This is a genomic window from Microbacterium mitrae (genome assembly GCF_008017445.1).
Taxonomy (GTDB): domain Bacteria; phylum Actinomycetota; class Actinomycetes; order Actinomycetales; family Microbacteriaceae; genus Microbacterium; species Microbacterium mitrae.
Genome location: NZ_VRSW01000001.1, coordinates 897,681 through 922,254, shown reverse-complemented (window position 1 = coordinate 922,254; position 24,574 = coordinate 897,681). Strand labels below are relative to the sequence as shown.

Below are 24,574 nucleotides of genomic sequence, written 5' to 3'. Positions count from 1 at the left end.
GTCACAGCGCGGGATCAGGAGCAGCGCGGGCGCTGCCGGTAGGGTCAAAAGGCCATGCATCGCCTCCTCATTGCCCTCCTTGCCGCCTTCGACGCCGCTGTGGCCGCGGCCGTGGGGCTTGCAGCCGTGCTGGCACCGCTCACGGTCATGTGGGCGCTGTCGCTGGGCGCGACATATTGGGAGGGCTTGTGGCCGGCGACGGCCACGATTTGGCAGTTGGGCCACCACGTTCCGCAGGCCATCGAGCTGGCTCCGGAATATCTGATCGCGTCGGGCATCCCCGCGGAGGCGTCGTCGTTCATCATCTCGCTCGCACCCCTCGCATTCTTGGCTTTCACGGTCTGGTCTGGCGCCCGCTCCGGCATCCGCGCGGCTCGCGCAGGCGGCTGGATCACGGGCGTCGTTTCCGGCGCCGTCATCTTCACTCTCGCGGCCGTGGTGGTTGAAATCACCTCGAACAACCCCATCGCCACGTCGGAGCCGCTGGCCGCGATCCTGTACCCGGCGCTCGCTTTCGCCATTCCGCTGCTCGTCGGCGCCGTGGTGCGAGCCTGGATTGACGGCGATGACGGCCCCATCGATGCGCTCCACGACCGTGTCGATCAGCTGCCGACCGCCTGGGCCGAGGTTCCGGCGCTCGTGGTGCGCGGCACCGCGGTGGTGCTCCTTGGTTTTGTCGCGGTTTCGGCGCTGGCCGTCGTCGTCAGCGTCATCGCGCGCGGCGGAGAGGTCATTGCGCTATATCAGGCCTCGGGCGTTGACGCGATGGGCGCGACCATCATGGCGCTCGCAACGTTCGCGTACCTGCCCACCCTGATGGCGTGGGCTCTCGCCTGGATCGCGGGCCCGGGCATCATTCTGGGCACCGGCGCCTCGGTATCACCCGCCGCAACGCACCTGGGCGTGCTGCCGGGCCTGCCTCCGTTTGGACTGGTTCCGGAGTTCTCCCACACCTTCCTCCTCGCGGTCGTGCTGCTGCCGATCGGCATCGGTGTGCTCTCGGGCTTCATCATGCGCTCGCGCTATGCGGCTGTGCTGGGCGAGGAGGAACCATACCCGCCGCGCATCGTGCTCGCCGTGGTTCCGGCGGCGATCGCTGCCGGTATCGCCGCCGCAGTTTTCGCGCTTGCGAGCGGATCACTTGGCCCTGGTCGAATGGCCGACTTCGGGCCGCAGATTGGTCTGGCAACGCTCGCGCTGTTCGTCGAAGTGGGTATCGGTGCCGCCGTGATGCTGTTGCTGCCGCGGGGCGAAGATGAGGACTGGGAATCGCTGCCCGAAGAGCCCGCGCTGGCAGAAGAGGCGGAGACATTGGCGCAACCGGTGGCGTCTGACTCAGAGACAAAGCCGATCGGCGGCGCGGTCTAGACTAGTCGGGTGCTAACGGTCGCCGTACTTATCTCGGGCACAGGATCGAATCTGCGCGCTCTGCTTGAGGCAGCCAGCGCCGCCGACTATCCCGCTCGCATCATTGTCGTCGGCGCCGACCGTGAAGCCGACGGGCTCGCGCATGCAGAAGCCTTCGGCATTCCCAGTTTTGTCGTGCCGTGGCAAGGCAAGGAGCGTCGCGCCGAATGGGGCAGCGAACTCGCCGACCAGCTCACCGTCTGGAATCCTGACCTGATTGTGCTCTCCGGCCTCATGCGGCTCCTGCCCGCAGCCGTCGTCAGCCGATTCGCGCCCAACATCATCAACACGCATCCCGCCTACCTTCCGGAGTTCCCGGGGGCACATGGCGTGCGTGACGCCATCGAGGCACAGGTTTCACAAACCGGTGCGAGCGTCATTGTGGTCGATGAGGGCGTTGATTCTGGCCCGATTCTTGCCCAGGAGCGCATCGCGATTGTTCCTGGCGATGACGAGCACACCCTGCACGAACGAATTAAGCCCGTCGAGCGGCGCCTGCTGATCGACGTGGTCCGTGACATCGCGAACGGAGCCATTGACTTGGCGGCGCATCGCGAACCAACCCCGCACTCCTGAGAGGACGCACCCATGGCTGGACCCCGCCACGACTCTGCCGAATACCGTGAACGAGATGTTGTTCCGGTTCGCCGAGCACTCGTCTCGGTTAGCGACAAGGCGGGTCTGCTCGACCTGGCCGCGGCGCTGGCAGAATCCGGCGTTGAGATCGTCTCGACGGGCTCGACGGCCCAGACGATTCGCGATGCCGGTCACGCCGTGACCGATGTGTCAAGCGTCACGGGGTTTCCGGAGTCGCTTGACGGCCGAGTAAAGACGCTGCACCCGAGCGTGCACGCGGGTCTGCTGGCAGATCTGCGTCTCGAAGATCACGAGCGTCAGCTCGGCGAGATGGGTATCGCGCCTTTCGAACTGGTTGTCGTCAACCTGTACCCGTTTGTGGAGACGGTCGCCTCCGGCGCGCAGGGTGACGAGGTGGTGGAGCAGATCGATATCGGTGGCCCCGCCATGGTGCGAGCGTCTGCGAAGAACTTCGCAAACGTCGCCATCGTCGTCTCACCCGCGTCATATGGTTCCGTTATCGAAGCCGTCAAGAACGGCGGAACCACGCTGGTGCAGCGCCGGGAGTTGGCGGCTCGTGCGTTTGCGCACACCGCGAAGTACGACACGGCTGTTGCGGCGTGGTTCTCAGAAGAACTGCTGACCGACGGATACGAGCTGCCCGCGCACCTGACCATTCAGGCTGAGCGTATGGCGACGCTGCGCTATGGCGAGAACTCGCACCAGCGCGCCGCGATCTACACCCGTCAGGGTGGGCACGGCATCGCGCAGGCGCAGCAGTTGCAGGGCAAAGAAATGTCGTACAACAACTATGTTGATGCCGATGCTGCGCTGCGCGCCGCGTTTGACATGGTCAAGCCCGCCGTGGCGATCATCAAGCACGCGAACCCCTGCGGCATCGCGGTGACGGCGCCCAACGCGCTTGACCCGATTGCCTCCGCGCACCTTCGCGCCCACGAGTGCGACCCGGTGTCGGCGTACGGTGGCGTTATCGCCGCCAACGGCAAGGTCACGCTCAAGATGGCGGAGAACCTGCAAGACATCTTCACCGAGGTCATCGTCGCGCCGAGCTACGAGCCCGAGGCGCTGAACCTGTTTAGCAAGAAGAAGAACCTGCGCGTGCTGCAGTTGCCGCAAGACTGGCAGCAGGAGCGCATGGATGTGCGCCTGGTTTCTGGTGGCCTGCTGCTGCAAGACGCCGACCGCTTCCCCGACAACATCGCATCGGTCGCCAACGACTGGCAGCTGGTCACCGGTGAGCGCCCCGACGACGCCACGATGGAAAACCTCATCTTCGCGTGGAAGGCGTGCCGCGCCGTCAAGAGCAACGCCATCGTGCTGGCAAAGGGATCGGCCACCGTCGGAATCGGCATGGGGCAGGTCAACCGCGTTGACTCGTGCCGCCTCGCCGTCGAGCGCGCCGGCGACCGCGTCGTTGGTTCCGTTGCGGCCTCTGACGCCTTCTTCCCGTTCGCCGACGGGCCGCAGGTGTTGATCGACGCCGGTGTTTCTGCGATCGTGCAGCCCGGTGGCTCCGTTCGCGACGACGAGGTTATCGCCGCCGCACGTGCCGCCAACGTGACCATGTTCTTCACCGGCGAGCGTCACTTCTTCCACTGAGCTCACCCGTCGTGCGGGCGTCTGGCGTTGTCGCCGGGCGCCCGCTTTCGCGTTGAGGGGGGTGTGTGGGCGCGGCGCGCGGGGGCGGAACCATCGAGCGCGACGGGTGGGAAACTCGGGCAACTGTCGTGTCTGATTTCCGCTAGTCGACGTCGGTGCCGCATGGCAGAGTGGAGGCATGACGAACGTAGCCTCCTTCGATGAGCGATACCGCGCGATTAGCTCGCGCGATGCTCGGTTTGACGGCCAGTTCGTCACCGCGGTGCGCACCACCGGCATTTACTGCCGACCGTCGTGCCCCGCGCGAACCCCCAAGGAGGCCAACGTCACGTTTTATCCGACGTCGGCCGCCGCTCACGAGGCGGGCTATCGGGCGTGCAAGCGGTGCCTGCCGGAGGCTGCGCCGGGCTCTCCGGTATGGGACGTACGTTCTGACACGGCAGGGCGTGCCATGCGGCTCATCGCCGACGGGGTGATCGAGCGCGAGGGGGTCGATGGGCTCGCGCATAGGCTCGGGTATTCGAGCCGCCACCTTGGTCGGGTGCTGACCGCCGAGCTTGGTGCTGGTCCGCTCGCGCTCGCACGAGCGCATCGTGCCCACACCGCGCGCGCGCTTCTCGTTGGCACCGACCTGACGGTCACCGACGTGGCGTTCTCTGCCGGATTCGCCAGCGTCAGGCAGTTTAACGACACCATTCGCGAGGTGTTCGACATGACTCCGGGCGCCTTGCGGGCCCGGCGCCGGGAACACGCCGACACGACGCCCGGCCTCATTGAGTTGGCGTTGCCATATCGGGAGCCGTTCGACGCCGCCGGCTTGTTCGAGTGGATGGCGGCGCGTGCCATCGTCGGCACCGAAGAGGCGAACGCGTCATCGTACAGCCGGGTCATTGCCCTGCCCGGCGGCCCCGCGTGGATGCGATTGACCCTGTCTGGCTCTCGCCTCGCGCTTGCGGCCCGGCTCACTTCGATCTCGGACCTGCGGGTGCTGATCGCACGGGTTCGTCGCCTGTTTGATCTTGATGCCGACCCGCTCGCCATCGACGAAGCTCTCGCCGTGGTTCCGGCGGCAGCGCCTCTGGTCGCGGCGTGCCCTGGTATTCGGGTGCCCGGAGCGATGAGTGCGGAGGAGATGCTGATTCGGGCGATGATCGGGCAGCAGATTTCCGTTCCGGCAGCACGCACACACCTCACTCGGCTCACCGAAGAGCTGGGCGAACTCACCGACGTCGGTCCGCAATCCGCGCGGCTGTTTCCGTCTATGCGAGCGATTGCCGATCACGGCACCTCGGTATTGCGTGGGCCGGCGGCGCGCACGCGCGCGATTGTGGAGACCGCTCGCCGGCTCGCTGATGGTGAATTGACGCTCAGCCGCGGTGATGACTCCCACGAGCAACGCGCCGCACTGCTCGCCCTGCCCGGCGTTGGCCCGTGGACGGCTGACTATGTGCGCATGCGCGTGGTCGGTGACCCTGACATCACGCTGCCGGGCGACGTCGCGGTGCGTGCCGGAGCGCGCGCAATCGGCGCACCAGACGAGCCGCGCGCATTCGCCGCCTGGGCGGAACAATTCGCACCCTGGCGTTCGTATCTCACCGCCCACCTGTGGCGCGCTTCCGCGACGCGGCCCGCGACCCTCACACCAACATCGACACCGTCCGACTCACCGAAAGATGCATGAGCATGAGCGCTACGATCCAATTTCTTGACACCCCCGACGGCACCTTCGGCATTCTCACTCGCGATGGTTCCGTCATCGCCTCCGGCTGGACCGAAAGCGCCGAGCACCTGCTCGCGCGCCTCGCGGAGAAGAATCGGCCGACCAGCGTGGTCGACGGTGACACGGGCCAGGCGGCCGACGCGGTTCGCGCGTTCTATGGCGGCGATCTGGCAGCAATCATGGCGGTGCCGGTGACGCAGAGCGGAACCACGCTGCAGCACGCCGGATGGCAGGCGTTGCGCACCATCGCGCCGGGCACCCCTCTTACCTACAGCGAGTTCGCCGTACACCTCGGCTCGCCCTCGGCGGTGCGTGCGGCCGCATCGATCTGCGCGCGCAATGCCCCCGCGCTATTTGTTCCGTGCCACCGCGTACTGCGCAGCGACGGAACTATGGGCGGATTTGCGTGGGGCGTCGCCGTCAAGGAGTCGCTGCTGGCGCGGGAGGCTGCGGCGGCCTAACAAGGAGAGATGAGATCGGGCGGTGCTCAAGCCACCCGATCTCACTGGGACGAAAGCGGATCCGCGGGGAATGGGTGGTGCCCGCGTGAGGTTGCACCGGGAGTGACGGCGCTGCTGCCGAAATTGCTTCTTGCGCTCAGCGAACTCACAGCTATATTCTGGAGGGCTGTTGTGTCAACCGACACAATATCCCTGAGGTCGAGGAGGCCACCATGCACACGAATGTCATCGACGCCACCGTTGCTCAGCGCCCTGGCCTCTTTCGCTTCACGCACTAGTGGCGTAACGAACCGAAGCTTCACTCGCTAGCGATAGCGTAGGCCTAGCCCCTCCTGAGGCTTGATCAGGATCGCGAGTCGCTCTCGCCACGCGCTTTGCGCGCCCCGTTTCCGTGTTTTTTAGTTTCTCAATCCCACAAGGATCATGACTTCTTCCGCGCCCTCCGTAAAGAGTTCTTTGTCGACCCCGCGCGCACTGTTGCGCCTCAAACCCTTTGTCCGCCCGATCTTCGGCAGGCTCATGCTCGGTGGCCTGAGCGCCCTCGGCGGCGCTGTCATCGCGCTGATGATTCCGGTTCTGCTGGAGTCTGTCATCCGCGGCCCTATCGCTGACGGTGAGACCTTCGCCATTATCTGGGCGGCCGCGGCCGTCCTGTTGCTCGCCCTGGGCGAAGCACTGATGGTGTGGCTGCGGCGCTATTTTGTGCTCACCCCGTCGATGACGGTCGAGTACGACATGCGCATGTCGTTCTACTCGCGCCTGCAGCGCTTGCCCGTCTCGTTCCACGACCGGTGGGGATCGGGGCAGCTGCTCAGCCGCATGATGCAAGACATCGGCCTGATCCGTCGCTGGCTTGCCTTCGGTCTCATTCTGCTGGTCGTCAACGTGCTGACGATCATCATCGGAGCCGTGCTGTTGTTCCGCTGGCACTGGCTACTCGGAACCATTTTCTTGGTGTCCGGCATTCCGCTGTGGATTCAGGGGTACGTCTTCGAGAAGAAGTATGGCGCGCTGTCGCGCTTGAGCCAAGACCAGGCTGGCGACCTGGCGACCCAGGTCGAAGAGAGCGTGCACGGTATTCGCGTGCTCAAGGCTTTTGGCCGCGGCAAGCATGCGTTGCGTAAGTTCGCGAGCCAGGCGGAGAGCCTGCGTGAAACCGAGATCAACAAGGCCAAGGCTGACGGATCGATCTGGTTCTGGCTGGTGATGATTCCCGACGTGGCGTTTGCGCTCAGCCTGCTTGCTGGAGTGTGGCTTTTCTCGCAGGGGCAGATCGAAGACGTCGCTCAGCTGTTCGCGTTCTTCGCGATGGCGACGGTGCTGCGGTGGCCGATCGAATCGATTGGCTTCTTGTTCTCCTTCATGATCGACGCCCGCACCGCAACAGACCGCGTGTTCGAGGTGTTTGACGAGATCGACACCATCACTGACCCCGCGAAGCCCGTCGACATGCCGACCTCGCGCGGCGAGCTAGTGTTTGAGAACGTGCACTTCCGCTACCAAGACGCGGGCAAGACCGAGCACGACCTGCTCAACGGCATCGACCTGGCCCTCGAGCCTGGCGAAACGATGGCGCTGGTGGGGCTCACCGGCTCTGGTAAGACCACGCTCACCACGCTGCCGACGCGTCTGTACGACGTGACGGCCGGACGCGTGCTGCTTGACGGCGTCGACGTGCGTGATTTGCGACTCAAAGATCTACGCCGTCACATTGCGATGGCGTTCGAAGATGCCACGCTGTTCTCCGCCTCCGTGCGGGAGAACGTGTTGCTTGGTCGTGCCGAGCTTGACCCGCACAGCCCCGAGGCCGAGCGCGTCATGCGTCAGGCGCTGGACATTGCGCAGGCGGCATTTGTCGATGAGCTGCCCGAGGGCGTCGAAACGATCATTGGCGAAGAGGGCATGAGCCTGTCTGGTGGGCAGCGTCAGCGCCTCGCGCTCGCGCGCGCGGTTGCCGCCGCGCCTGCCGTGTTGGTGCTGGATGACCCGCTGAGCGCGCTCGATGTTGACACCGAGGCGCTCGTGGAGGCGGCACTGCGAGAAGTGCTGCAAACCACCACCGCGCTGATCGTGGCACACCGCCCCTCGACGGTGGCGTTGGCTGACCGCGTTGCGCTCCTGGAAGCCGGACGCGTCACGGCCGTCGGCACGCACGCGCAGCTGATGGCGTCAAGCGAACACTATCGACACGTGATTTCTAGTTTGGAAGACGAAGAAGCCCGCGCGCGGGAGACGGAGGTGAACCTGTGAGTACCGTCGTCGGAACCCAGGGTGAAGAACGCCTGGACTATACGAAGGCTGAGAGCAAGGCGATTCGTCGCCGCTCCCTGAAGCTGCTCGCCTCCCTGGTGAGCCCGCTGAAGTGGTGGCTGGTGCTTGCCGCGCTCGTGCTCGTCGTCTCCACGGCGTTCCGCGTTGCCGCCCCGGCGCTGATCGCCTACGGCATCGACGTGGCGTTGCCGCTCGCTGTCAACGAAAACGAGTGGATGCCCACGTGGGCAGCATCGATCGGGCTCATCGTCGCCGGTGTTGGCGGCGGCGCATTGATCGCGGCATATGCGGTGCTGGCGGCCAAGCTCACGCAGGCTGTCATGCTGGATTTGCGTAAGCGCATCTTCCTGCACACCCAGCGATTGAGCCTCGAATTTCACGAGTCGTACACGTCTGGTCGCATTATTTCGCGCCAGACCAGCGACCTGGAGTCGATTCGCGAACTGCTCGACGGCGGCCTGAACCAGCTCGTCTCCGGTGTGCTGTATGGCGGATTCACGCTGGCGGCGCTGTTCTTGATCGATTGGCAGTCAGGCATTGTGCTGCTGGTGATGTTCCTGCCGCTGTACTTCTTGATGCGGTGGTTCTACTCGCGTTCACAGCTGATCTACCGCGAATCGCGCGTGGTTTCGGCGAAGGTCATCGTGCAGTTTGTTGAGACGATGACCGGCATTCGCGCCGTGAAGGCCTTCCGTAAGGAACCCTCCAACGACGCGAAGTTTGCCGAAGTCGGCGGCCAGTACCGTGACGTGAACCTCCGCTCCATGAAGCTGTACGGCACGTTTGACCCCGGCATGATGGCGATCTCCGCCGTAGCGTTGGCACTTGTTGTGCTGTGGGGTGGCCTGCGTATTCCGATGGGAACGCTGGAGGTCGGTGTGCTGCTGGCGGCCGTGCTGTATGTGCGCAACTTCTTCAGCCCGCTGCAAGAGGTCGCGATGTTCTTGAACTCGTACCAGTCGGCAACCGCCGCGCTCGAAAAGGTATCTGGTGTGCTCGAAGAGCAACCCACGGTTCCAGATCCCACCCAGCCCGTTGACCTGTGGGAGGCCCGCGGAGACCTCACCTTCGACAAGGTCACCTTCGGATACTCGCGCGAGCGCACCATTTTGCCGAACTTCTCGCTGGAGATTCCGGCGGGTCAGACGGTGGCGCTGGTCGGAACCACGGGTGCGGGCAAGACGACGCTCGCGAAGCTGGTGTCGCGCTTTTACGACCCATCTGAAGGTTCCGTTCGCCTCGACGGCGTCGACCTGCGGGCGATGCACCCGAAGGATCTGCGCCGAGCCATCGTGATGGTGACGCAGGAGGCGTATCTGTTCAGCGGCACCGTGGCTGACAACATCGCGTTGGGTAAGCCGGAGGCGTCGTTTGCGGAGATCAAGGCAGCCGCGGATGCGGTTGGCGCCTCGGCCTTCATCGAAGCGTTGCCCGACGGCTACAACACCGATGTCAACAAGCGTGGCGGTCGCGTCTCGGCGGGTCAGCGACAACTGATCTCGTTCGCGCGGGCGTTCTTGGCGAACCCAGCGGTGCTGATTCTCGATGAGGCAACGGCCTCGCTCGATATTCCGTCTGAGCGGCAGATTCAAGAGGCGTTGCAGACGCTGCTGGCCGATCGCACGGCAATCATTATCGCGCACCGGTTGTCGACGGTCGCGATCGCCGACCGCGTCTTGGTGATGGAGCACGGCCAGATCATCGAGGATGACGCGCCAGCAGTGTTGATTGCGGGCGCCGGAAAGTTCGCGAAGCTCCACGCCGCGTGGCGCAACAGCCTGGTCTAACGTTGTACCTCGGTGGGGGCTTGAGTCTTCGGACTCAAGCCCCCACTGCTTTGGTGTCGGAGGGGCTTATCGGGGGCTGTCTTGGGGTGGTGGTCTGTCTCGTGCGGGGTGTCGTGTCTCGTTCTGTGGTGATTTGTCTCGCGCGCTGTCCATGGTTCCGCGGTCTATCTGCGACGGGAGAGAAGGAGATTCACGCGGGGGAAGGAGGCTTTCAGCCTGATCTCCGTCTGCCGGCGTAATCTCCTGCTGTCGCGTGGGTGTGACCCCCTGCTGCCGCATGGGTTAGTGCTCTGTCTCTCTCGCGCTATCGGGATCTGTCTCGCGCGCTGTCTCGCGCGCTGTCTCGCGCGCTGTCGATGGTTCCGGGCTCCGTCCGCAACGCGGGGGAAGGAGATTCACGCGGGGGAAGGAGATTTTCAGCCTGGTCTCCGTCTGCCGGCGTAATCTCCTGCTGCCGGGTGGGTGCGACGCCCGTGAATCGCCTACGCAGTTGCCAGACGGAACCATCACAGCTTGGGCGAGCGGCGGGGTAGCGGGCGTACGGGGCGCGACAGAGTCTCTGGGTGCGGCGGTGCCGAGGCGGGGCGGAGTCACCGGTGCGTCGCGAGCGCGGAACTGGAGGGCGCGAGCGCGGAACCGCGGGGCGCGAGCGCGGAACCGAAGGGCGCGAGCACGGAACCGAGGGGCGCTGCGGAGCGAACCCGGCGATGGGCGCGGTGAGGAATCTACGCAGCCCGGCGCGGACGAAGGTGAAGCCCGGCCGCCATCGCGCGAAGGACGGTACGTTCTGTTGCAGGCCAGTGATGAATCACCTGGGCGTAGGTAAACCGCAGCACGGTGTATCCGCGCAGGGTTAGTTCGGCGTCGAGCGCGGCATCGCGGGCGCGCTCTGGTGCCGCAGCATGATGCTCCTGGCCGTCGAGTTGAACCACCAGCCATTCGCCGATGAGTCCATCGACCGGCCGCCCGGCGATCCACGCCTGCTGCACAACCTGAACTCCGCGGCGACGTATTCGTGTCACGAAACGGGTCTCCAGCCCAGAGTCCGGCAATCCTGTGCATTCTGCGGCAAGCTGCGCGGCGCGCGTGTTCTTCCATGGAATGAGGGCCAACGAAGCAGGATCGAGCTCTTCTTGACGAATGGCCGACTCCCACACGGCAAGTGCATCGTCCATCGGCAAACACATTGCAACGTGACGAAGTGCGTCAATCGAAGGCTCGACCAGATCGTACGCTCCGAAAGGTGTGAGCGGCTCGTCCCAGTGGCGAACGCACCCATCATCTGCGCGCGACCTGTCAGTGGCGTGAGGCGGCAGGCTCAGATGCGGTTTGATCGAGACGCCGTCAGGGATCCACCACCCGCGAATCAAGGCGACCGACAGGCATGCGAGCCGGGCACCTCTCGATGCGGCCAGTACAAGCTCCGCCGTCGCGTCAGCCTGCACCAGCCACTGCCGTCTCACGACCCGAACGCTCCCGTCGAGAATCGCGCGGCGAATGGTTCCGTCTGTTGCGCCGCGGCGCAACGCGTCACGCCGATGCGCGACGCCGCCCCGCGCGGCAATCCAAGCCATCAGATCCATGCATCCACCCTGGCGGCGCGTGGTTGTGTGTTGGACGAGTCCAGCCCAATTGTGGACAATCGAGACCGGTTTCGCGTGTGTGGAGAGTTGAGCCGCCCACGCGAGGGAAGGAGATTCACGTGGGTGACGGAGTATTTCGGCCAGATCTCCTGCTGCCGGCGTAATCTCCCGCTGCCACGTGGCTCGTGGTTCCGCAGCGCGCGGAACTAGGGGGCGGGGCCAGCGGGTTTGTGGGTAGCCGATGCCCGCCTCGCGTGCGTGGCGCGCGGGTTCGTTAACGCGAGGGAAGGAGATTCACGTGGGAGACGGAGTGCTTCGGCCAGATCTCCTTCCGTCGGCGTAATCTCCTGCTGCCGCGTGGCTCGTGGTTCCGAAGCGCGCGGAACCACGGGCTGTGTGAGCGCGGTTTCGTTAACGCGAGGGAAGGAGATTCACGTGGGAGGCGGAGCATTTCGGCCTGATCTCCTTCCGTCAGCGTAATCTCCTGCTGCCGCGTGGCTCGTGGTTCCGCAGCGCGCGGAACCACGGGCTGTGTGAGGCGGGTTCGTTAACGCGAGGGAAGGAGATTCACGTGGGGGACGGAGTATTTCGGCCTGATCTCCTTCCGTCGGCGTAATCTCCTGCTGCCGCGTGTCCCATGGTTCCGCAGCGCACGGAACCAGGACAGCGCGCGGAACCAGGGCAGAGCGCGTAACCAGGAGAGCGCACGGAACCAGCGGAGCCCACGGAACCAGGGGGATTGGGCGGGGGAATTGGGCCGGTAACGGGGTGATATTGGGTCAGGGCCGCCGTCATGACATAGACTCTCGCCGTGTCTATTGCAGCTCTTCAGAATCAATTGTCAACGCCGGCGGGTTTCGCAGCCGCGGTGAAGCAGCCCAAGGGTCTTCTGACCGGTGCCATTGCGTCTCTCGTGGTCGCGGCTGCCGGTATCGGTATGAACCTGTTCCAGCTCGGCTCCGCGTCGAACTGGAACTGGATGCTCATCGAGCGCTACTTCCTCTCGCCCGACGCCGTCACGTTCGAGGGTCGCCGCTCTGCGGTGTCCGAGTTTTGGCGCTACCTCTACGTGTGGGCGCCGCTCGTGCTGATCCCACTCGGCATCGTTTTGCTCGTCATCTACTTCGCGACGAAGAAGAGTGCCGGCGCAAAGTTGTTTGCCGAGTTCCAGCAGCGTGGTTGGGTTGGCGTTCAGCGCTCGCTGGGCCTCAACGCCATGAACGGCAACAAGCCGGCTCCGCTCGTGCTGATCGGCCGCGCCGACGCGCCGGCTGGCACGGTTGATGAGCAGGCCATGCACTTCGGCGGTTGGGTTGCCTCACTCGACAAGAAGTCGCTCAAGCAGCTCAGCGGTCAGGCGACCAAAGCCGGTGCTATCAAGGGTGTCTCGGCTTCTGCCGTACACGCCAACCTCCCGGCCGACATGGTCGTTGCCGCCACGCAGAAGGATGGCGAGCTGGTTGTCGTCATTCCTCCCGCATCAGGCGCCACCAAGGGCTTCAAGGTGTTGCCGATCAAGGGTCAGTCAACGAACTAACGAACAGCAAGAAGGCGGTGAGGACTCGAGTCCTCACCGCCTTCTTTTCGTTGTGCGGCTTTAGGGGGCGCTGATCTGCGCGACAACCTCGCCGTAGTCGGTTTCACCGGTGGGAGCGAAGCCCACCGACTCAAAGAATCGCTCGGGGCCGCCTTCGCCGGCTTCATACATCACGGTGACGTGGTCAAAGCCCTTCTCTGCGGCGACCTTACGAAGCTCGCCAACAATGAAGCGGCCGATACCGCGTCGCTGGGTGTCGGCGTCGACGTTGATACGCCAGAGAACGCTACGGAAGTGCTCTTCCATGGCGTCCGGGTCAAAGTTTGCGCTCACGAAGGCGACGACGTCGTCGCCATCGAGTACAACGCGCTGCCAGGTGGTCTGGGGGTTAACGACGGTGGCTGCGATGCCATAAGAAATTGGGGCGAGAAACGCCTCCTGGCCTGGTTTGAGGCCCAGCTTGTTAACGGCGACGATGGTGGCCGCACTGAGTTCTACGAGTCGGAGGTCGGTCATGGGGACAGGCTAACGCCTATTCGCGCGACATTGCCAAGAATTCACCGGAAAGTGTGAGCAAAGCATCGGCGACGCGTGAGTAAACCGCTGGTGTGCATACAAATCTGCGAATACTCCAGATGTGAAGAAATTCACGTTTCTGTACCGAATTTCTTCGTAAAAAAGTCAGGGCCGCCCTTCGAAAACGAAGAGCGGCCCTGAGAAAAACCGTGCTTAGTCGTGCACCCAAACTTCGGTGTCGATGGGGGTCCAGTCCCACAGCCACTTCGCATTGGCCTCGCTGAGGTTCATGCAACCGTGGCTCATCTTGTTGCCGAAGTTGCTGTGCCACCACGTGCCGTGGAACGCCTCGTCGCCGTGGTAGTACATGACCCACTTGACGTCTTTGGTGCAGTAGTCATAGCCGGGCACGCAACCCATGTCTTGCATGACAACGTGCGAGTTGATGCGGAACGTGCCGCGCGTTGACTCGTGCTCGCCGAGGCCCGAAGACGTGAGCATGACGCGCACAATCTCGTCGTTCTCCCATACGTACACGGTCTGCTCGCTGACGTCGACCTCAATCCAGCGCTCCAGCGTGGTCTGCTTTGGCTCGACGGTCGTGACGGTCAGCGCGTAGTGACCGTTGCCCGCTTCGAGCTGCGTGGCAAACTCGCCCGCGATCTTCGAAACGTCGCCGATCGTGCGGCCCTGCACGCCTTCCTTCGTGTAAATCGAATCCGGCAGCTGGTTGCCCTGGCGGTCAACGAGCTTGACGCCGTCAACAGCCGGACGATCGACCTTCTCGGGGAGCGTCGCGGTGAACTTCGAAATCTCGGCTTCGTTTGCCGTGATCGTCAGGTCACCCTCGTCGTTAACGGAGGGCGTGATCCAGGTTGCCGCGGTGGCTGCATCGACCGGAACCGTGCGCTCGTCTGCGACGTAGAAGCCGATATCCGACGTCAACGCATTGACCTCGTCAGCGGCGGCTTGCGCCTCTTCAGTCGTGAGCGCTGCGGGCATTGGCGCGGTGGTGACCTCGATTGTGGCGGTGGCGCTGTCAGACGCGACGGCTTCTTCGAGGGCGGCGCGCACGGTGTCAAGCGGAACCCCCTTGCCGTCTACCGCGGGGGTAACGGTGTAGGCGCCGGTGGTCTTGTTGAGCACGAGCTCGGCATCAACCGGGTCAACGTAGGAGTCTGGCAGCGCTTCGCGGAGTGCGGCGAGCGCCTTGTCGGCGTCGATTTCAATCGGCGTCGGTGAGGCTTCGCTGCCCCAGCTGCCGACCTTCCACGCTGGTGCGGCGTCGAAAGCTTGCTTGGCCACGGACTCGGCGTCGATGGTCGCGCCCAGATCGGCGCCCGTCAGGGTTACCGGTCCGTTCGCGGTCTCGAGCGTGACGGTAGCGTCGGCGACTCGCGCCGTGATTGCGTTGGCTGCTGCCGACTGCGTCAAGCCGCCGACCGGAACACCCGCCGCGCTCACTCCGGGCGCGATCAGCGTCATCGATGCGACCACGAGACCAGTCACGACACCCGCGGCCGGAATGGCGATCCACGGCCAGCGGCGCTTGCGCTTCTTCTTCGGCTGGTCGTTCGCGGGTGCCCAGGCATAAACCTGCCCGTCGCTACCAACGGTCTGAGCGGGAGCCTCTGCCGCAACGGTCGCCTCTGCGGCCGCAACCTCGGACGCCGCCGCGGCAGTTCCGATTACCGCAGTCGGCTCGGCGTCTGCAACCTCGGCTACGACAGTCGCCGTCGCGTCATCAACGACAAGGTCATCATCAACAACGTCATAATCTTCAACAACGTCAGCCTCAACGACATCAACGACCTCAGCATCGTCGACAACCTCGACGGCTGCGTCGTCGGCACTCGCGTCGGTAGCGGATTCTGCGACGACGGCATCGCCATCGGCTGCGTCGTCGGTGAGATTCTCCGGCGCGCTGTCGTTCTCGTCGTGAGCGTTGGCCATTGCGGGCCCCCTTCTTCTGTCCCCGGCCTCCATGGTAATTGAGGTGGATGGGAGAAAAGGCGGGATCGGATCACGGTTCTGTCGCGATTGCCTGGCGAGTTCCTGCACACCACGAACTGCCGGCAGGCAAGGCGCGAGCGGCGCCGTTTGGCTGGCGCCGTCGACGTGCCCCTACACTGGCGCCGTGACCCTCAACCTCGCCACCCTCAGTCCGTCTCTCGCGCGCCAGGGCCGTACTCGCGTCTACCGCAATGTCGCCGTTCATGGCCGAGACGGCGGGCGCGATGTTGTGATCGAGGGGCGACGCATCGTCGCCATTGGCGCCTACCCAGACGGCGATTTTCCGCCCGGAACCATTGAGATCGACGCATCGGGGCTCGCTCTTTCGCCGGGTCGTGTTGGCGACGGAACCATCGCCTCCGGCACGACGACGCGCATCGTCGCCTCCCTGGTTCCGACGGCCCGCCTCGATGATGCGAGCGGCGAAGCCCAGAACGTGGCGTTGGTTGCACCATCGACGGCCGGACCAGACTTTGCGAGGCTGCTGCCGACGCACCTGCAACGCCTGGAGGAGTGGGGCATCTCGTATCGTCCGCTCGATGGGCCGCGCCCAGCGCAGCGCACGCCCGGGGTGCCGGGTGTGCCACGCACACGCGCGGAGCGCGAAAGGATCATCGCGGAGCTTGTCGCGGACGTGAGGCAGAAGTAACGAATCCATAACAGGGATCGGTTTTTTGCTCCCGCCCCTTGCATTCAGGTTTGTTCGTAAGGTCTACTAACAAACATCATGATGGCATCGGACGCGCAAGGTAGCGCAACCCCACAGGCAGCTCCCGCGACGGGCGTCGCGCAGTTTCCCACTGCGCGTTCGGCACGTTCGCGCGGCAAGGTTCTCCCCGAACATGCCCGCAGCCACAACCGTTCTCTGGTGCTGCAGACGCTGTTCCATGACGGCGCAATGAGCCGTGCGGACCTCTCGCGTGAGACCGGGCTGACCCGTGTCACGATCTCAGACCTCGTTGCCGAATTGATCGACGATGGCATCGTCACCGAGAAGGGGCTTCGCGAGGGGAGCCGGCCGGGCAAGCCCGCGACCCTGGTCGACATCGACCGAGAAGGCCACCAGATCATCAGCATCGATCTGTCTGAGCCTGACTTCTTCCGCGGTGCCGTGATGACCCTCGACGGCGACATCGTGGTTCGCGTTGACCGCAAGACATCGCGGGAAATCACCGGCGAAGCCGCCCTCGATGTGACCGCTGACCTCGCCCGCGAGTTGGTCGCCAGCGCCACCGCACCGCTCCTGGGTATCGGCATCGGTACCCCTGGTATCGTCGACCTCAACGGCGTCGTGCTCACCGCGCCCAACTTCGGCTGGCGCAACGCGCCGATGTGCGAGCGCGTTCGTGACGCCGTCGGGCTGCCCGTTGTCGTTGCGAACGACGCGAACGTCGCCGTGCTCGCCGAGCAGACCTTTGGCGGAGCAACGGCAGACACCCTGCTGATTCGCGTCGGCCTCGGTGTCGGCTCTGGGCTGCTGGCGGCAGGTCAGGCCATGATCGGCGGGCACTTTGCCGCTGGTGAAATCGGCCACGTCACGGTCGCCACCGATGGTGGCCCGCTCTGCGCGTGCGGCAAGGTGGGCTGTCTCGAAGCGTGGCTCGCTGTTCCGGCGCTGATCGACCGCATCGCCGCCACCGGCGACCGCGACGGCGTACTGCGCGACGCGGGCGAACGCCTCGGCATTGCGCTCGCTCCCGTGATCGGTGTTCTCGATCTTTCCGAGATCGTTATTGCCGGCCCAGAAGATTTGCTCGGCGGAATCTTGATCGAGACCGCGCGCGAGACAATCCGCGCCCGCACCCTCGCTCAGGTTCACGACAACATTCAGCTTCGAATGTCGGAACAAGGGGCAGACATTGTTTTGCGCGGCGCCGCGGTAACGGTGCTCGCGACTCAACTTGGAGTGTCGTAAGACATTCCTTTCGGGCGTCACGCCCACCCACCCGCCAAGAAACAAAGGACAAACTATGAACCGGAAGCTCGCAGCGGTAGCCACATTTGGCATTGCCGCTCTCGCGCTTGCGGGTTGCTCCAGCGCTGCCAACGACGGCGGCAACGGCGGCGACGGAGGCTCGGCCGAAACGGGCGAACTTACCGTCTGGATCATCGGTAGCGACACCCCCGATGCCGCACGCGAGTACCTCAAGACCACGTTCGAAGCGGAGAACGAGGGCTGGACCCTCGCGATCGAAGAGAAGACGTGGGCTGACACCAACGACGCCTATGTCGCAGCGCTCGGCTCGAGCGATGCTCCCGACGTCGTCGAGGTTGGCAACACCCAGGCTCAGGGCTTCATCGACCAGGGTCTGTTCCTCGACATCACGAGCGAGAAGGAAGCACTCGGTGGCGACGCCATGCTGCAGAGCTTCGTCGAGCTCGGCACCGCAGATGACGCACTGTACGCGGTTCCGTACTACGCCGGATCGCGCATCGTCTTCTACTCGCCCGAGGTATTCACGGGCGAGGCTCCGGCAACGCTCGACGAGTATGTTGCTGCCGGTAAGGCCATGAAGACCGACACGCGCTCGGGCATTTGGGCACCGGGCAAGGACTGGTACAACGCACTTGCGTTTGTCTGGGCAAACGGCGGCGAAGTTGCCGTGCAGGATGGCGACACGTGGGATGCACAGTTCTCTTCTCCCGAGTCCATCAAGGGTCTTGAGATGTTGCAAGACGTCTACCTGAACGCGAACGTCGCTCCGGCCGACTCCAACGAGCAGGACCCGCAGGTTCCGTTCTGCGCTGGCGAGACCGGATTCCTCTCGGCTCCGTCGTGGGTTAAGTGGTCGATCCTGGCTGCCGCTGACGCCGAGAACCCGGGCTGCCCCGACACCTACGGTAAGGACCTCAAGGCCATGCCGCTTCCCGGCATGAAGGCTGGCGAGGCTGCACCGGTGTTTGCCGGTGGTTCCTCGATCGCCGTTGCCTTCAAGTCGGACGCACAGGAGAAGGCGAAGGCTGCCGTCGCCATCATGCTGTCGGACGGCTACCAGAAGATCATGGCCGAGAACGGTCTGATCCCGGCGCTGACGACGCAGGCGCAGTTCCTGCCGGACGACGAGATCACCAAGGCATCTGCTGAGGCAACGGCCGCATCGCGCGCCGTTCCTGCTAGCGCAAACTGGGCTGGCGTTGAGGCTTCCCTTGTTATCCCCGACACGCTCGTCAAGATCGCCCAGGGTGGCGACGTGAAGACGCTGGCCGAGGAGCTCGACAAGAAGATCGAAGAGATCCTCAACAAGTAGTAACAAGCTGGAGGGGCTCCGGGGATCATCCACACACAACCGGAGCCCCTTCCTTTTTGCCAGGAAGGACTGCGCATGAGCGCCACCGTGACACGCGATGATGAAGCGTTGAACGAGAAGCCCGTCGCTCGCGACGGCGATACTCCCGAGCTGCAGGCTGCCCGGGATGCCGAGGAGCGTGCCCGCAAGCGCACCCTCCGCGAAGCGCTCGGCGGATGGGGTCTGCTGACGCCCGCGCTGATCGTGCTGGGCGTGCTGGTGGGTTACCCCGCCGTGCTGATGGTGATTCAGTCCTTCACCAATCTGACCACGAAGAACAAGGTGCAGGGCACCTGGCCCGACTTCGTTGGTTTCGAAAACTACGTCGACATTCTGACCCAGAGCGACTTTCCGATGGTGCTGCTTCGCAGCCTCGGGCTCATGGTCGTCATCACCGCCTGCATCATGCTGCTGGGCACGCTCATTGCGGTGCTCATGACCAAGCTGTCCCGCTGGGCGCGCATCCTGGTTTCGGTCGGCCTGCTGTTGGCGTGGTCGATGCCGCCGCTGGCGTCAACCGTCGTCTGGGGCTGGATCTTTGACACCCAGTACGGCGTTTTCAACTGGGCGCTGAACACCATCACGGGCAGTAGCAACTTCACGAATCACTCGTGGCTCGCAAACCCCTGGACCTTCATGGCCATTGTCGTGATCGTCGTGGTGTGGATGGGTGTGCCCTTTGTTGTCTTCACGCTGTACGCCGCCCTCGGCCAGGTTCCTGGTGAGGTGTTGGAGGCTGCCGCATTGGATGGAACCACGGGGCTGCGCCGGTTCCGCTTCATCGTCTTCCCGTACCTGCGCAGCGTCTTCACCGTGGTGCTCGTGCTGCAGGTGATTTGGAACCTCAACATCTTTACGCAGGTGTACGCGCTGCAGAGCCGTGGTGGCACGGCGAGCGAAACGAACGTGCTCGGCACGTACCTTTATCGGCTGGGTGCCGGTGACTACGGAATGACGAGCGCCATCGGAGTGATCATGGTGCTCATTCTGCTCACCCTCTCCATCGGCTACATCCGCAACTCTTTGAAGGAGGAGGAGCAGTGAGCACCCTCACCGAATCCCTCGTCGTCTCCGGCGCCAGCGCTCCCGCGCGGCGCAAGTCATCACCGCGCAAGCTCTTTACCCGCACCGGGCTCAACGTTTTCGCCGTGATCGTCTTCGTGTGCAGCATCTTCCCGGTCTACTGGATGGTCAACATGTCGTTGACACCGTCGAACAAGATCATTAGCCGCACGCCGAGCCTGTTTCCGGTGGACTTCACGACGCGCAACTACGAGACGGCGTGGAACCGGCCGGCAGCGCCCGGGCAGACGGACTTTCCGAATGCACTGATGACGACAACACTGGTCACCCTCGGGGTGCTGGTGGCGACCCTCATCATCGCGTTTGTCGCCTCGATCGCGCTGGCGCGGTTCCGCTTTAAGGGCCGCAAGACCTTCATCGTCTCGATTCTGATCATTCAGATGATTCCCGGTGCGGCGATGATGTTCACGATCTTCGGCATCATTGACGACTGGCGCCTGCTCAACACCATGCTGGGCCTGGGCGTTGTCTACCTGGCGGCGGTGCTTCCCTTCACTATCTGGACCCTGCGCGGATTCGTTGCCGGCGTTCCGATCGAGCTTGAAGAGGCCGCCATGATCGATGGCTGCACTCGCGCGCAAGCGTTTTGGAAGGTCACCTTCCCGCTGCTGGCTCCCGGGCTCGTCTCGACCGGAATCTTCGCCTTCATTCAGTCGTGGAATGAGTTTGTGATGGCACTGCTCATCATGAAGGGCCAAAACCTCACCCTCGTGCCGTGGCTGTACTCGTTCCAGTCGGCCACCGAGGCAACCAACTGGGGTGCTGTCATGGCCGCCTCCACGCTCATCTCGCTGCCCGTTGTCGTGTTCTTCCTCTTCGTGCAGGGACGCATGACCGGAGGACTGGTGTCGGGAGCAGTGAAGGGCTAATGAAGGTAGGACTCGACGTCGGCGGCACGAAAGTGCACGCCGTAGCGGTCGGGGACGACAATACGATCGTCGCGGAGGCGCGCCTCGCGACCCGCACCGGCGCCGAAGGCGTGGTGGCATCCATTGTTGATGCCATCACCCAGGTGGTGCCCGACGGCTTCGTTGCTTCGTCCATCGGCATTGGGATTCCCGGGCAAATTGTTCCGGGCACGGCCCGCGTGCAGCACGCCGTCAATCTCGGCATCACCGATCTTGATCTGGGCGCGGCTCTTGCCCCCTTTACCGCAGCACCCATTCGCATTGAGAACGATGTGAAGGCTGCGACGCTGGGCGCTCACGCGCTGCGCGGCGGCGGTGACGCCATGGCGTACCTGAACATCGGAACCGGTGTTGCCGCCGGGCTCATGCTGTACGGCTCGCTTCACCGCGGTGGCCACGGCATTGCGGGCGAGATCGGTCACATGAGTATTGATCCGGCGGGACCGCGGTGCCGGTGCGGGCAGTTTGGCTGCATCGAGGCGCTGTGTGGCGGCGGTGCGGTGGCGGAACGCTGGAGTCGGCCCGGCGCGCTTCCCATTCGCGACATTTACGACGCAGCCGATCTCGGTGATGCCGAAGCGCTGGCGCTTCGCGCCGGGATCGCGCAGGGCATTGCTGCCGCCGTGCGACTGCTTGTGCTCTCCAACGATGTCGATGCCGTGGTGATTGGCGGTGGCGTCACCGCCGTGGGCGACCGATTGTTCACCGATGTGCGCGCGATCTTCGAGCGCGAGGCCGAACTGAGCCCGTTTCTTCGGTCGCTGCGGTTCGATGACAGAATGGAACCGCTACCGGCGGCGTCGCCCGCGGCGGCGCTTGGTGCCGCACTTGTCGGGGTAGCCGAACTTCCTGAAGGAGCATTGGCACATGGCTGAAGTCGTTATTGTCGCGGATCGTGAGGCTGCCGGCCGCCTGGTCGCCGATGAGATTGCCGGTCTCGTCCGCGCCAACCCGCAGGCCGTCTTGGGCTTGGCGACCGGCTCGACGCCGCTGCCGGTCTACGAGGCCCTGCGCACTGCGCTGGCCGACGTCGACGTCTCTCAGGTTCGCGGGTTCGCCCTTGATGAGTATGTCGGCATCGACCCTGCTCACCACGAGAGCTACCGCAGCGTCATCACTCGCGAAGTGGTCGAGCCGTTGGGGCTCACACCTCAGAACATCAACGTGCCCAGCGGTGCCGTTGACGGCATCGAGCACGCCGGTGCTGACTACGAGGCGAAAATCGATGCCGCAGGCGGAATCGACCTGCAGATTCTCGGTATTGGCACCGACGGTCACATTGGCTTTAACGAGCCCGGCTCATCGTTTGCATCGCGCACACGGGTGAAGACCCTCACCGAGCAGACGCGATCCGATAACGCGCGCTTCTTCGCGAGCAAAGACGAGGTTCCGATGCACTGCATCACGCAAGGACTCGGAACCATCTTGCGCGCCCGACACCTGGTGCTGCTGGCCTTCGGCGAAGGAAAGGCTGACGCCGTGGCGGCAGCGGTCGAAGGCGCCGTCAGCGCCTCGATGCCGGCTTCGGCCATTCAGCTGCACGAACACGTGACCGTTGTGGTTGATGAGGCCGCGGCGAGCAAGCTGAGCCGCGCGGACTACTACCGCTACACCTACGCCAACAAGCCGGCGTGGCAGGGCATCTAGTCTGAGGCAGCCAACGCACGAACGACAGGCGCTTCTCCCCAAACCAGGGGGAGGAGCGCCTGAATGCTGAGGGGCGCGATGGTGAGCGCGGCAAGGTCGTCGAGCGTAAGCCAGCGGGCCTCGGCGATCTCTGCGGCCGCCGTGATGGGGGTGCTGTCGGCGAGATGCAGGGCGAAGCAATCGGCCACCACATCGAAGCCGGCCTCGTTCGCGGCCGGCGTGCGATGAACCCCGAGCGGGGTGAGCTCGGCCGCCGCGACCGTGATGCCGAGCTCTTCGGCGAGTTCGCGCACGGCCGTCTCGCGGGGCGATTCGCCGGGCTCAGGCTTGCCGCCTGGCTGCATGAACGCGGCGGTGCCATACTTTCGCACCATCAACGCGCGCTGTGCTGAATCGGTGATCAGTACGGCGCTGACGCGGATAACGTTGCTCACGGCGCGAACACTTTTCCGGGGTTGAGAATGCCCAACGGGTCAAATGCGCTGACGATACGTTGCTGCAGATGCCACTGCGCATCGCCGAGCTCGGCTTTCAACCACCGGCTTTTGAGCACACCAACGCCGTGCTCGCCGGTGAGAGTGCCACCCAATCGCAGCGCGGAGGTGAAGAGGTCATCGGCCGCCTCCCAAATGAAGGGCGGAACCTCGGGGCCGTCAAAGACGAAGTTGGGGTGCAGATTGCCGTCGGCGGCGTGCGCGACGGTGGGAATGGTGATGTCGTAGGCATGCTCGATGCGGGCGATCTCATCGAACATGTCGGCCAGCCGGGAGCGTGGCACCGAGACGTCTTCGATCAGCGTGGTTCCGAGCGTCTCCATCGCGGGGTGCATGGATCGGCGGATGCGCAGCAACTCCGCGCCCTCGGCGGCATCATCGGTCATCGCGACAACGGCGCCCGCCGCGGTCAGCACTGCGGCAATCGCGCCAGCCTCTGCTCGGGAGGTTGCACCATCGGTTTGGATGGTGAGTTGGGACTGACCGGCCGCGGGCGCCTCAAGCTCCAGAAGCCGGTGCACAGCCTCGAGCGAGGTGGCATCCATCAGCTCCATGATGGCTGGCTGCAAGCCCGCCGCGGTCACGGCCGCTGCCCCAGCCGCCGCGTCACGAACCGTTGCAAACAGTGCGGTCAGCGTGCACGTGGTTCCGCCCACCAGCCGCCGTAGCTTGAGCGTTGCGCCGACGATGACGCCGAGTCGCCCTTCGGAACCAATGAGTAGGGCTGTGAGGTCGAGGCCGGCGACGCCTTTGACAGTGCGGTGACCGCAGTGCAGGAGAGTGCCGTCGGCGAGCACCACGTCAACGCCGAGCACGGCATCACGCACCACGCCGTACTTGGCGCACAGCAGGCCGCCGGCACCGGTCGCGATATTTCCGCCGACGGTTGAGATTTCGCGGCTCGCTGGGTCGGGCGCCCACCACAATCCGTGTGGGCGGAGGGCGTCGTTCAGCTGAGCGTTGATGATGCCGGGCTCGACGACGGCGGTGAGGTCGTCGGCGTTGATTTCGACCAGGCGGGTCATGCGGGTTAGTGAGAGGCTGATTTCTCCGGCACCGGTGTTCGCGCCGCCCGCCAGCCCGGTACCCGCGCCACGCGGAACCACGGGTGTGCGAGTTTCGGTGGCGATGCGCATGATCGCTTGCACGTCGGCAACCGACTCCGGGTAGACGACGGCGAGGGGCAGCCCTGCGGACGCATGACCCGACTTGTCGGCGCGCACGTTCTCACGTGCGACAGAGGAGACGTCGACTCGGCCATCCAGCTCGCGCTGCAACCGTTCGACGACCGTGGTCATGCGATGTTACGGCGGCCCGCGACCAGCCCCGATGCGACGGCTACGACACCGAAGGCGATGCCAACGATGGCCTGACCCATGTCCCACCACGCGAGCGTTGCGGCAACGAAAACCAGAAGTTCGACGAGCGCGCGAACATAGGGGTGCACGTGAAAGACGGCCTTCGGTGAGACGAATAGTGCCCACACGACGATCGCCAGCGCCGGCGCGCCGATACCGGCGACGAGGTTCCAGGGGAAGGCGAAGCCTAGGAATCCCCACAGCGCGAGGGTTGCGAATGCTGCCAACTCCACGACGAAGCGAATGATGTCGATGACAGAGATCGCGGGGCGATTGCCATTCGTGGTGGAGGTTTCAGCCATGCCA

General features: G+C 64.4%; 21 protein-coding genes. 15 read left to right on the top strand and 6 right to left on the bottom strand.

The genetic code is table 11. The features are described 5' to 3' along the window. Positions 1-54 precede the first annotated feature (54 nt). From FVP60_RS04370 to FVP60_RS04340, 7 genes are all read left to right on the top strand, one after another. Entirely contained in the window at positions 55-1,368 is a 1,314-nt protein-coding gene (locus FVP60_RS04370; RefSeq protein ID WP_147825009.1) for a cell division protein PerM, read from the top strand. Between the two features lie 9 nt (positions 1,369-1,377). Further along, complete coding sequence (gene purN / locus FVP60_RS04365) at positions 1,378-1,983, top strand: phosphoribosylglycinamide formyltransferase (RefSeq protein WP_147825008.1); 606 nt, start codon at positions 1,378-1,380, stop codon at positions 1,981-1,983. A 12-nt stretch (positions 1,984-1,995) separates the two neighbouring features. Next, entirely contained in the window at positions 1,996-3,603 is a 1,608-nt protein-coding gene (purH, locus tag FVP60_RS04360) for a bifunctional phosphoribosylaminoimidazolecarboxamide formyltransferase/IMP cyclohydrolase (RefSeq protein ID WP_147825007.1), read from the top strand. 178 nt (positions 3,604-3,781) lie between these two features. Further along, complete coding sequence (locus FVP60_RS04355) at positions 3,782-5,284, top strand: DNA-3-methyladenine glycosylase 2 family protein (protein WP_147825006.1); 1,503 nt, start codon at positions 3,782-3,784, stop codon at positions 5,282-5,284. A gap of 2 nt (positions 5,285-5,286) precedes the next feature. Then, complete coding sequence (locus tag FVP60_RS04350; RefSeq protein ID WP_147825005.1) at positions 5,287-5,784, top strand: methylated-DNA--[protein]-cysteine S-methyltransferase; 498 nt, start codon at positions 5,287-5,289, stop codon at positions 5,782-5,784. 423 nt (positions 5,785-6,207) lie between these two features. Beyond that, entirely contained in the window at positions 6,208-8,034 is a 1,827-nt protein-coding gene (locus tag FVP60_RS04345) for an ABC transporter ATP-binding protein (protein WP_147825004.1), read from the top strand. Continuing rightward, the gene (locus FVP60_RS04340; protein ID WP_147825003.1) at positions 8,031-9,842 is read left to right on the top strand and encodes an ABC transporter ATP-binding protein; all 1,812 of its coding nucleotides are present in this window, start codon (positions 8,031-8,033) and stop codon (positions 9,840-9,842) included. Before FVP60_RS04345 ends, FVP60_RS04340 begins: the two co-directional genes overlap by 4 nt. A gap of 725 nt (positions 9,843-10,567) precedes the next feature. Here FVP60_RS04340 and FVP60_RS04335 read toward each other — a convergent pair. Next, positions 10,568-11,425 carry an endonuclease domain-containing protein gene (locus tag FVP60_RS04335; RefSeq protein WP_147825002.1) on the bottom strand — a complete coding sequence of 286 codons (858 nt, stop codon included), beginning with the start codon at positions 11,423-11,425 and terminating at the stop codon, positions 10,568-10,570. Positions 11,426-12,236: 811 nt separating this feature from the next. Between FVP60_RS04335 and FVP60_RS04330 the strand changes: the two genes are divergently transcribed. Next, the gene (locus FVP60_RS04330) at positions 12,237-12,962 is read left to right on the top strand and encodes a hypothetical protein (protein ID WP_147825001.1); all 726 of its coding nucleotides are present in this window, start codon (positions 12,237-12,239) and stop codon (positions 12,960-12,962) included. Positions 12,963-13,022: 60 nt separating this feature from the next. Here the strand turns inward: FVP60_RS04330 and FVP60_RS04325 are convergent, their stop codons facing one another. Both FVP60_RS04325 and FVP60_RS04320 read right to left on the bottom strand, forming a co-directional pair. Then, entirely contained in the window at positions 13,023-13,478 is a 456-nt protein-coding gene (locus tag FVP60_RS04325) for a GNAT family N-acetyltransferase (protein ID WP_147825000.1), read from the bottom strand. A gap of 213 nt (positions 13,479-13,691) precedes the next feature. Next, a complete protein-coding gene (locus tag FVP60_RS04320) occupies positions 13,692-15,431 on the bottom strand; it encodes a L,D-transpeptidase family protein (RefSeq protein ID WP_147824999.1) in 1,740 nt (579 codons plus the stop codon). Positions 15,432-15,615: 184 nt separating this feature from the next. On the opposite strand from FVP60_RS04320, the gene FVP60_RS12980 reads away from it, so the two are divergent. From FVP60_RS12980 to nagB, 7 genes are all read left to right on the top strand, one after another. After that, complete coding sequence (locus FVP60_RS12980; protein WP_187240554.1) at positions 15,616-16,140, top strand: amidohydrolase family protein; 525 nt, start codon at positions 15,616-15,618, stop codon at positions 16,138-16,140. A 78-nt stretch (positions 16,141-16,218) separates the two neighbouring features. After that, positions 16,219-17,406: an ROK family transcriptional regulator gene (locus FVP60_RS04310; protein ID WP_147824998.1), complete on the top strand. Its 1,188-nt coding sequence runs from the start codon at positions 16,219-16,221 to the stop codon at positions 17,404-17,406. Between the two features lie 55 nt (positions 17,407-17,461). Further along, positions 17,462-18,739, top strand: coding sequence for an extracellular solute-binding protein (locus FVP60_RS04305; protein ID WP_147824997.1), 1,278 nt, complete (start codon positions 17,462-17,464; stop codon positions 18,737-18,739). A gap of 75 nt (positions 18,740-18,814) precedes the next feature. Next, the gene (locus FVP60_RS04300; protein WP_147824996.1) at positions 18,815-19,822 is read left to right on the top strand and encodes a carbohydrate ABC transporter permease; all 1,008 of its coding nucleotides are present in this window, start codon (positions 18,815-18,817) and stop codon (positions 19,820-19,822) included. Further along, positions 19,819-20,730, top strand: a complete 912-nt coding sequence (locus FVP60_RS04295) for a carbohydrate ABC transporter permease (RefSeq protein ID WP_147824995.1) — start codon at positions 19,819-19,821, stop codon at positions 20,728-20,730. The genes FVP60_RS04300 and FVP60_RS04295 overlap by 4 nt, the downstream gene beginning before the upstream one ends. Then, on the top strand, positions 20,730-21,644 hold the full coding sequence (locus tag FVP60_RS04290; RefSeq protein ID WP_147824994.1) for an ROK family protein: 915 nt from the start codon (positions 20,730-20,732) through the stop codon (positions 21,642-21,644). The genes FVP60_RS04295 and FVP60_RS04290 overlap by 1 nt, the downstream gene beginning before the upstream one ends. After that, positions 21,637-22,416, top strand: a complete 780-nt coding sequence (gene nagB / locus FVP60_RS04285; RefSeq protein ID WP_147824993.1) for a glucosamine-6-phosphate deaminase — start codon at positions 21,637-21,639, stop codon at positions 22,414-22,416. Before FVP60_RS04290 ends, nagB begins: the two co-directional genes overlap by 8 nt. On the opposite strand, the gene FVP60_RS04280 is transcribed toward nagB, so the two are convergent. From FVP60_RS04280 to FVP60_RS04270, 3 genes are read right to left on the bottom strand one after another with little or no spacing between them, the layout of a single operon-like run. Then, positions 22,413-22,850, bottom strand: coding sequence for an NUDIX hydrolase (locus FVP60_RS04280; protein WP_147824992.1), 438 nt, complete (start codon positions 22,848-22,850; stop codon positions 22,413-22,415). The genes nagB and FVP60_RS04280 overlap by 4 nt on opposite strands. After that, complete coding sequence (locus FVP60_RS04275) at positions 22,847-24,208, bottom strand: FAD-binding oxidoreductase (protein WP_147824991.1); 1,362 nt, start codon at positions 24,206-24,208, stop codon at positions 22,847-22,849. Before FVP60_RS04275 ends, FVP60_RS04280 begins: the two co-directional genes overlap by 4 nt. Continuing rightward, positions 24,205-24,570 (bottom strand): YrdB family protein, encoded by a 366-nt coding sequence (locus FVP60_RS04270; protein ID WP_147824990.1) that lies wholly within the window; start codon positions 24,568-24,570, stop codon positions 24,205-24,207. Before FVP60_RS04270 ends, FVP60_RS04275 begins: the two co-directional genes overlap by 4 nt. Positions 24,571-24,574: the final 4 nt, after the last annotated feature.

Excerpts from the sequence above, each read along its gene's own strand:
- FVP60_RS04350 (WP_147825005.1), top strand. The coding sequence starts at position 5,287 with ATGAGCGCTACGATCCAATTTCTTGACACCCCCGACGGCACCTTCGGC.
- FVP60_RS04275 (WP_147824991.1), bottom strand. The coding sequence starts at position 24,208 with ATGACCACGGTCGTCGAACGGTTGCAGCGCGAGCTGGATGGCCGAGTC.
- FVP60_RS04320 (WP_147824999.1), bottom strand. The coding sequence starts at position 15,431 with ATGGCCAACGCTCACGACGAGAACGACAGCGCGCCGGAGAATCTCACC.
- FVP60_RS04305 (WP_147824997.1), top strand. The coding sequence starts at position 17,462 with ATGAACCGGAAGCTCGCAGCGGTAGCCACATTTGGCATTGCCGCTCTC.
- FVP60_RS04370 (WP_147825009.1), top strand. The coding sequence starts at position 55 with ATGCATCGCCTCCTCATTGCCCTCCTTGCCGCCTTCGACGCCGCTGTG.
- nagB (WP_147824993.1), top strand. The coding sequence starts at position 21,637 with ATGGCTGAAGTCGTTATTGTCGCGGATCGTGAGGCTGCCGGCCGCCTG.
- FVP60_RS04355 (WP_147825006.1), top strand. The coding sequence starts at position 3,782 with ATGACGAACGTAGCCTCCTTCGATGAGCGATACCGCGCGATTAGCTCG.
- FVP60_RS04325 (WP_147825000.1), bottom strand. The coding sequence starts at position 13,478 with ATGACCGACCTCCGACTCGTAGAACTCAGTGCGGCCACCATCGTCGCC.
- FVP60_RS04335 (WP_147825002.1), bottom strand. The coding sequence starts at position 11,425 with ATGGATCTGATGGCTTGGATTGCCGCGCGGGGCGGCGTCGCGCATCGG.
- FVP60_RS04345 (WP_147825004.1), top strand. The coding sequence starts at position 6,208 with ATGACTTCTTCCGCGCCCTCCGTAAAGAGTTCTTTGTCGACCCCGCGC.
- FVP60_RS04310 (WP_147824998.1), top strand. The coding sequence starts at position 16,219 with ATGATGGCATCGGACGCGCAAGGTAGCGCAACCCCACAGGCAGCTCCC.
- FVP60_RS04300 (WP_147824996.1), top strand. The coding sequence starts at position 18,815 with ATGAGCGCCACCGTGACACGCGATGATGAAGCGTTGAACGAGAAGCCC.
- FVP60_RS04290 (WP_147824994.1), top strand. The coding sequence starts at position 20,730 with ATGAAGGTAGGACTCGACGTCGGCGGCACGAAAGTGCACGCCGTAGCG.
- purH (WP_147825007.1), top strand. The coding sequence starts at position 1,996 with ATGGCTGGACCCCGCCACGACTCTGCCGAATACCGTGAACGAGATGTT.
- FVP60_RS04270 (WP_147824990.1), bottom strand. The coding sequence starts at position 24,570 with ATGGCTGAAACCTCCACCACGAATGGCAATCGCCCCGCGATCTCTGTC.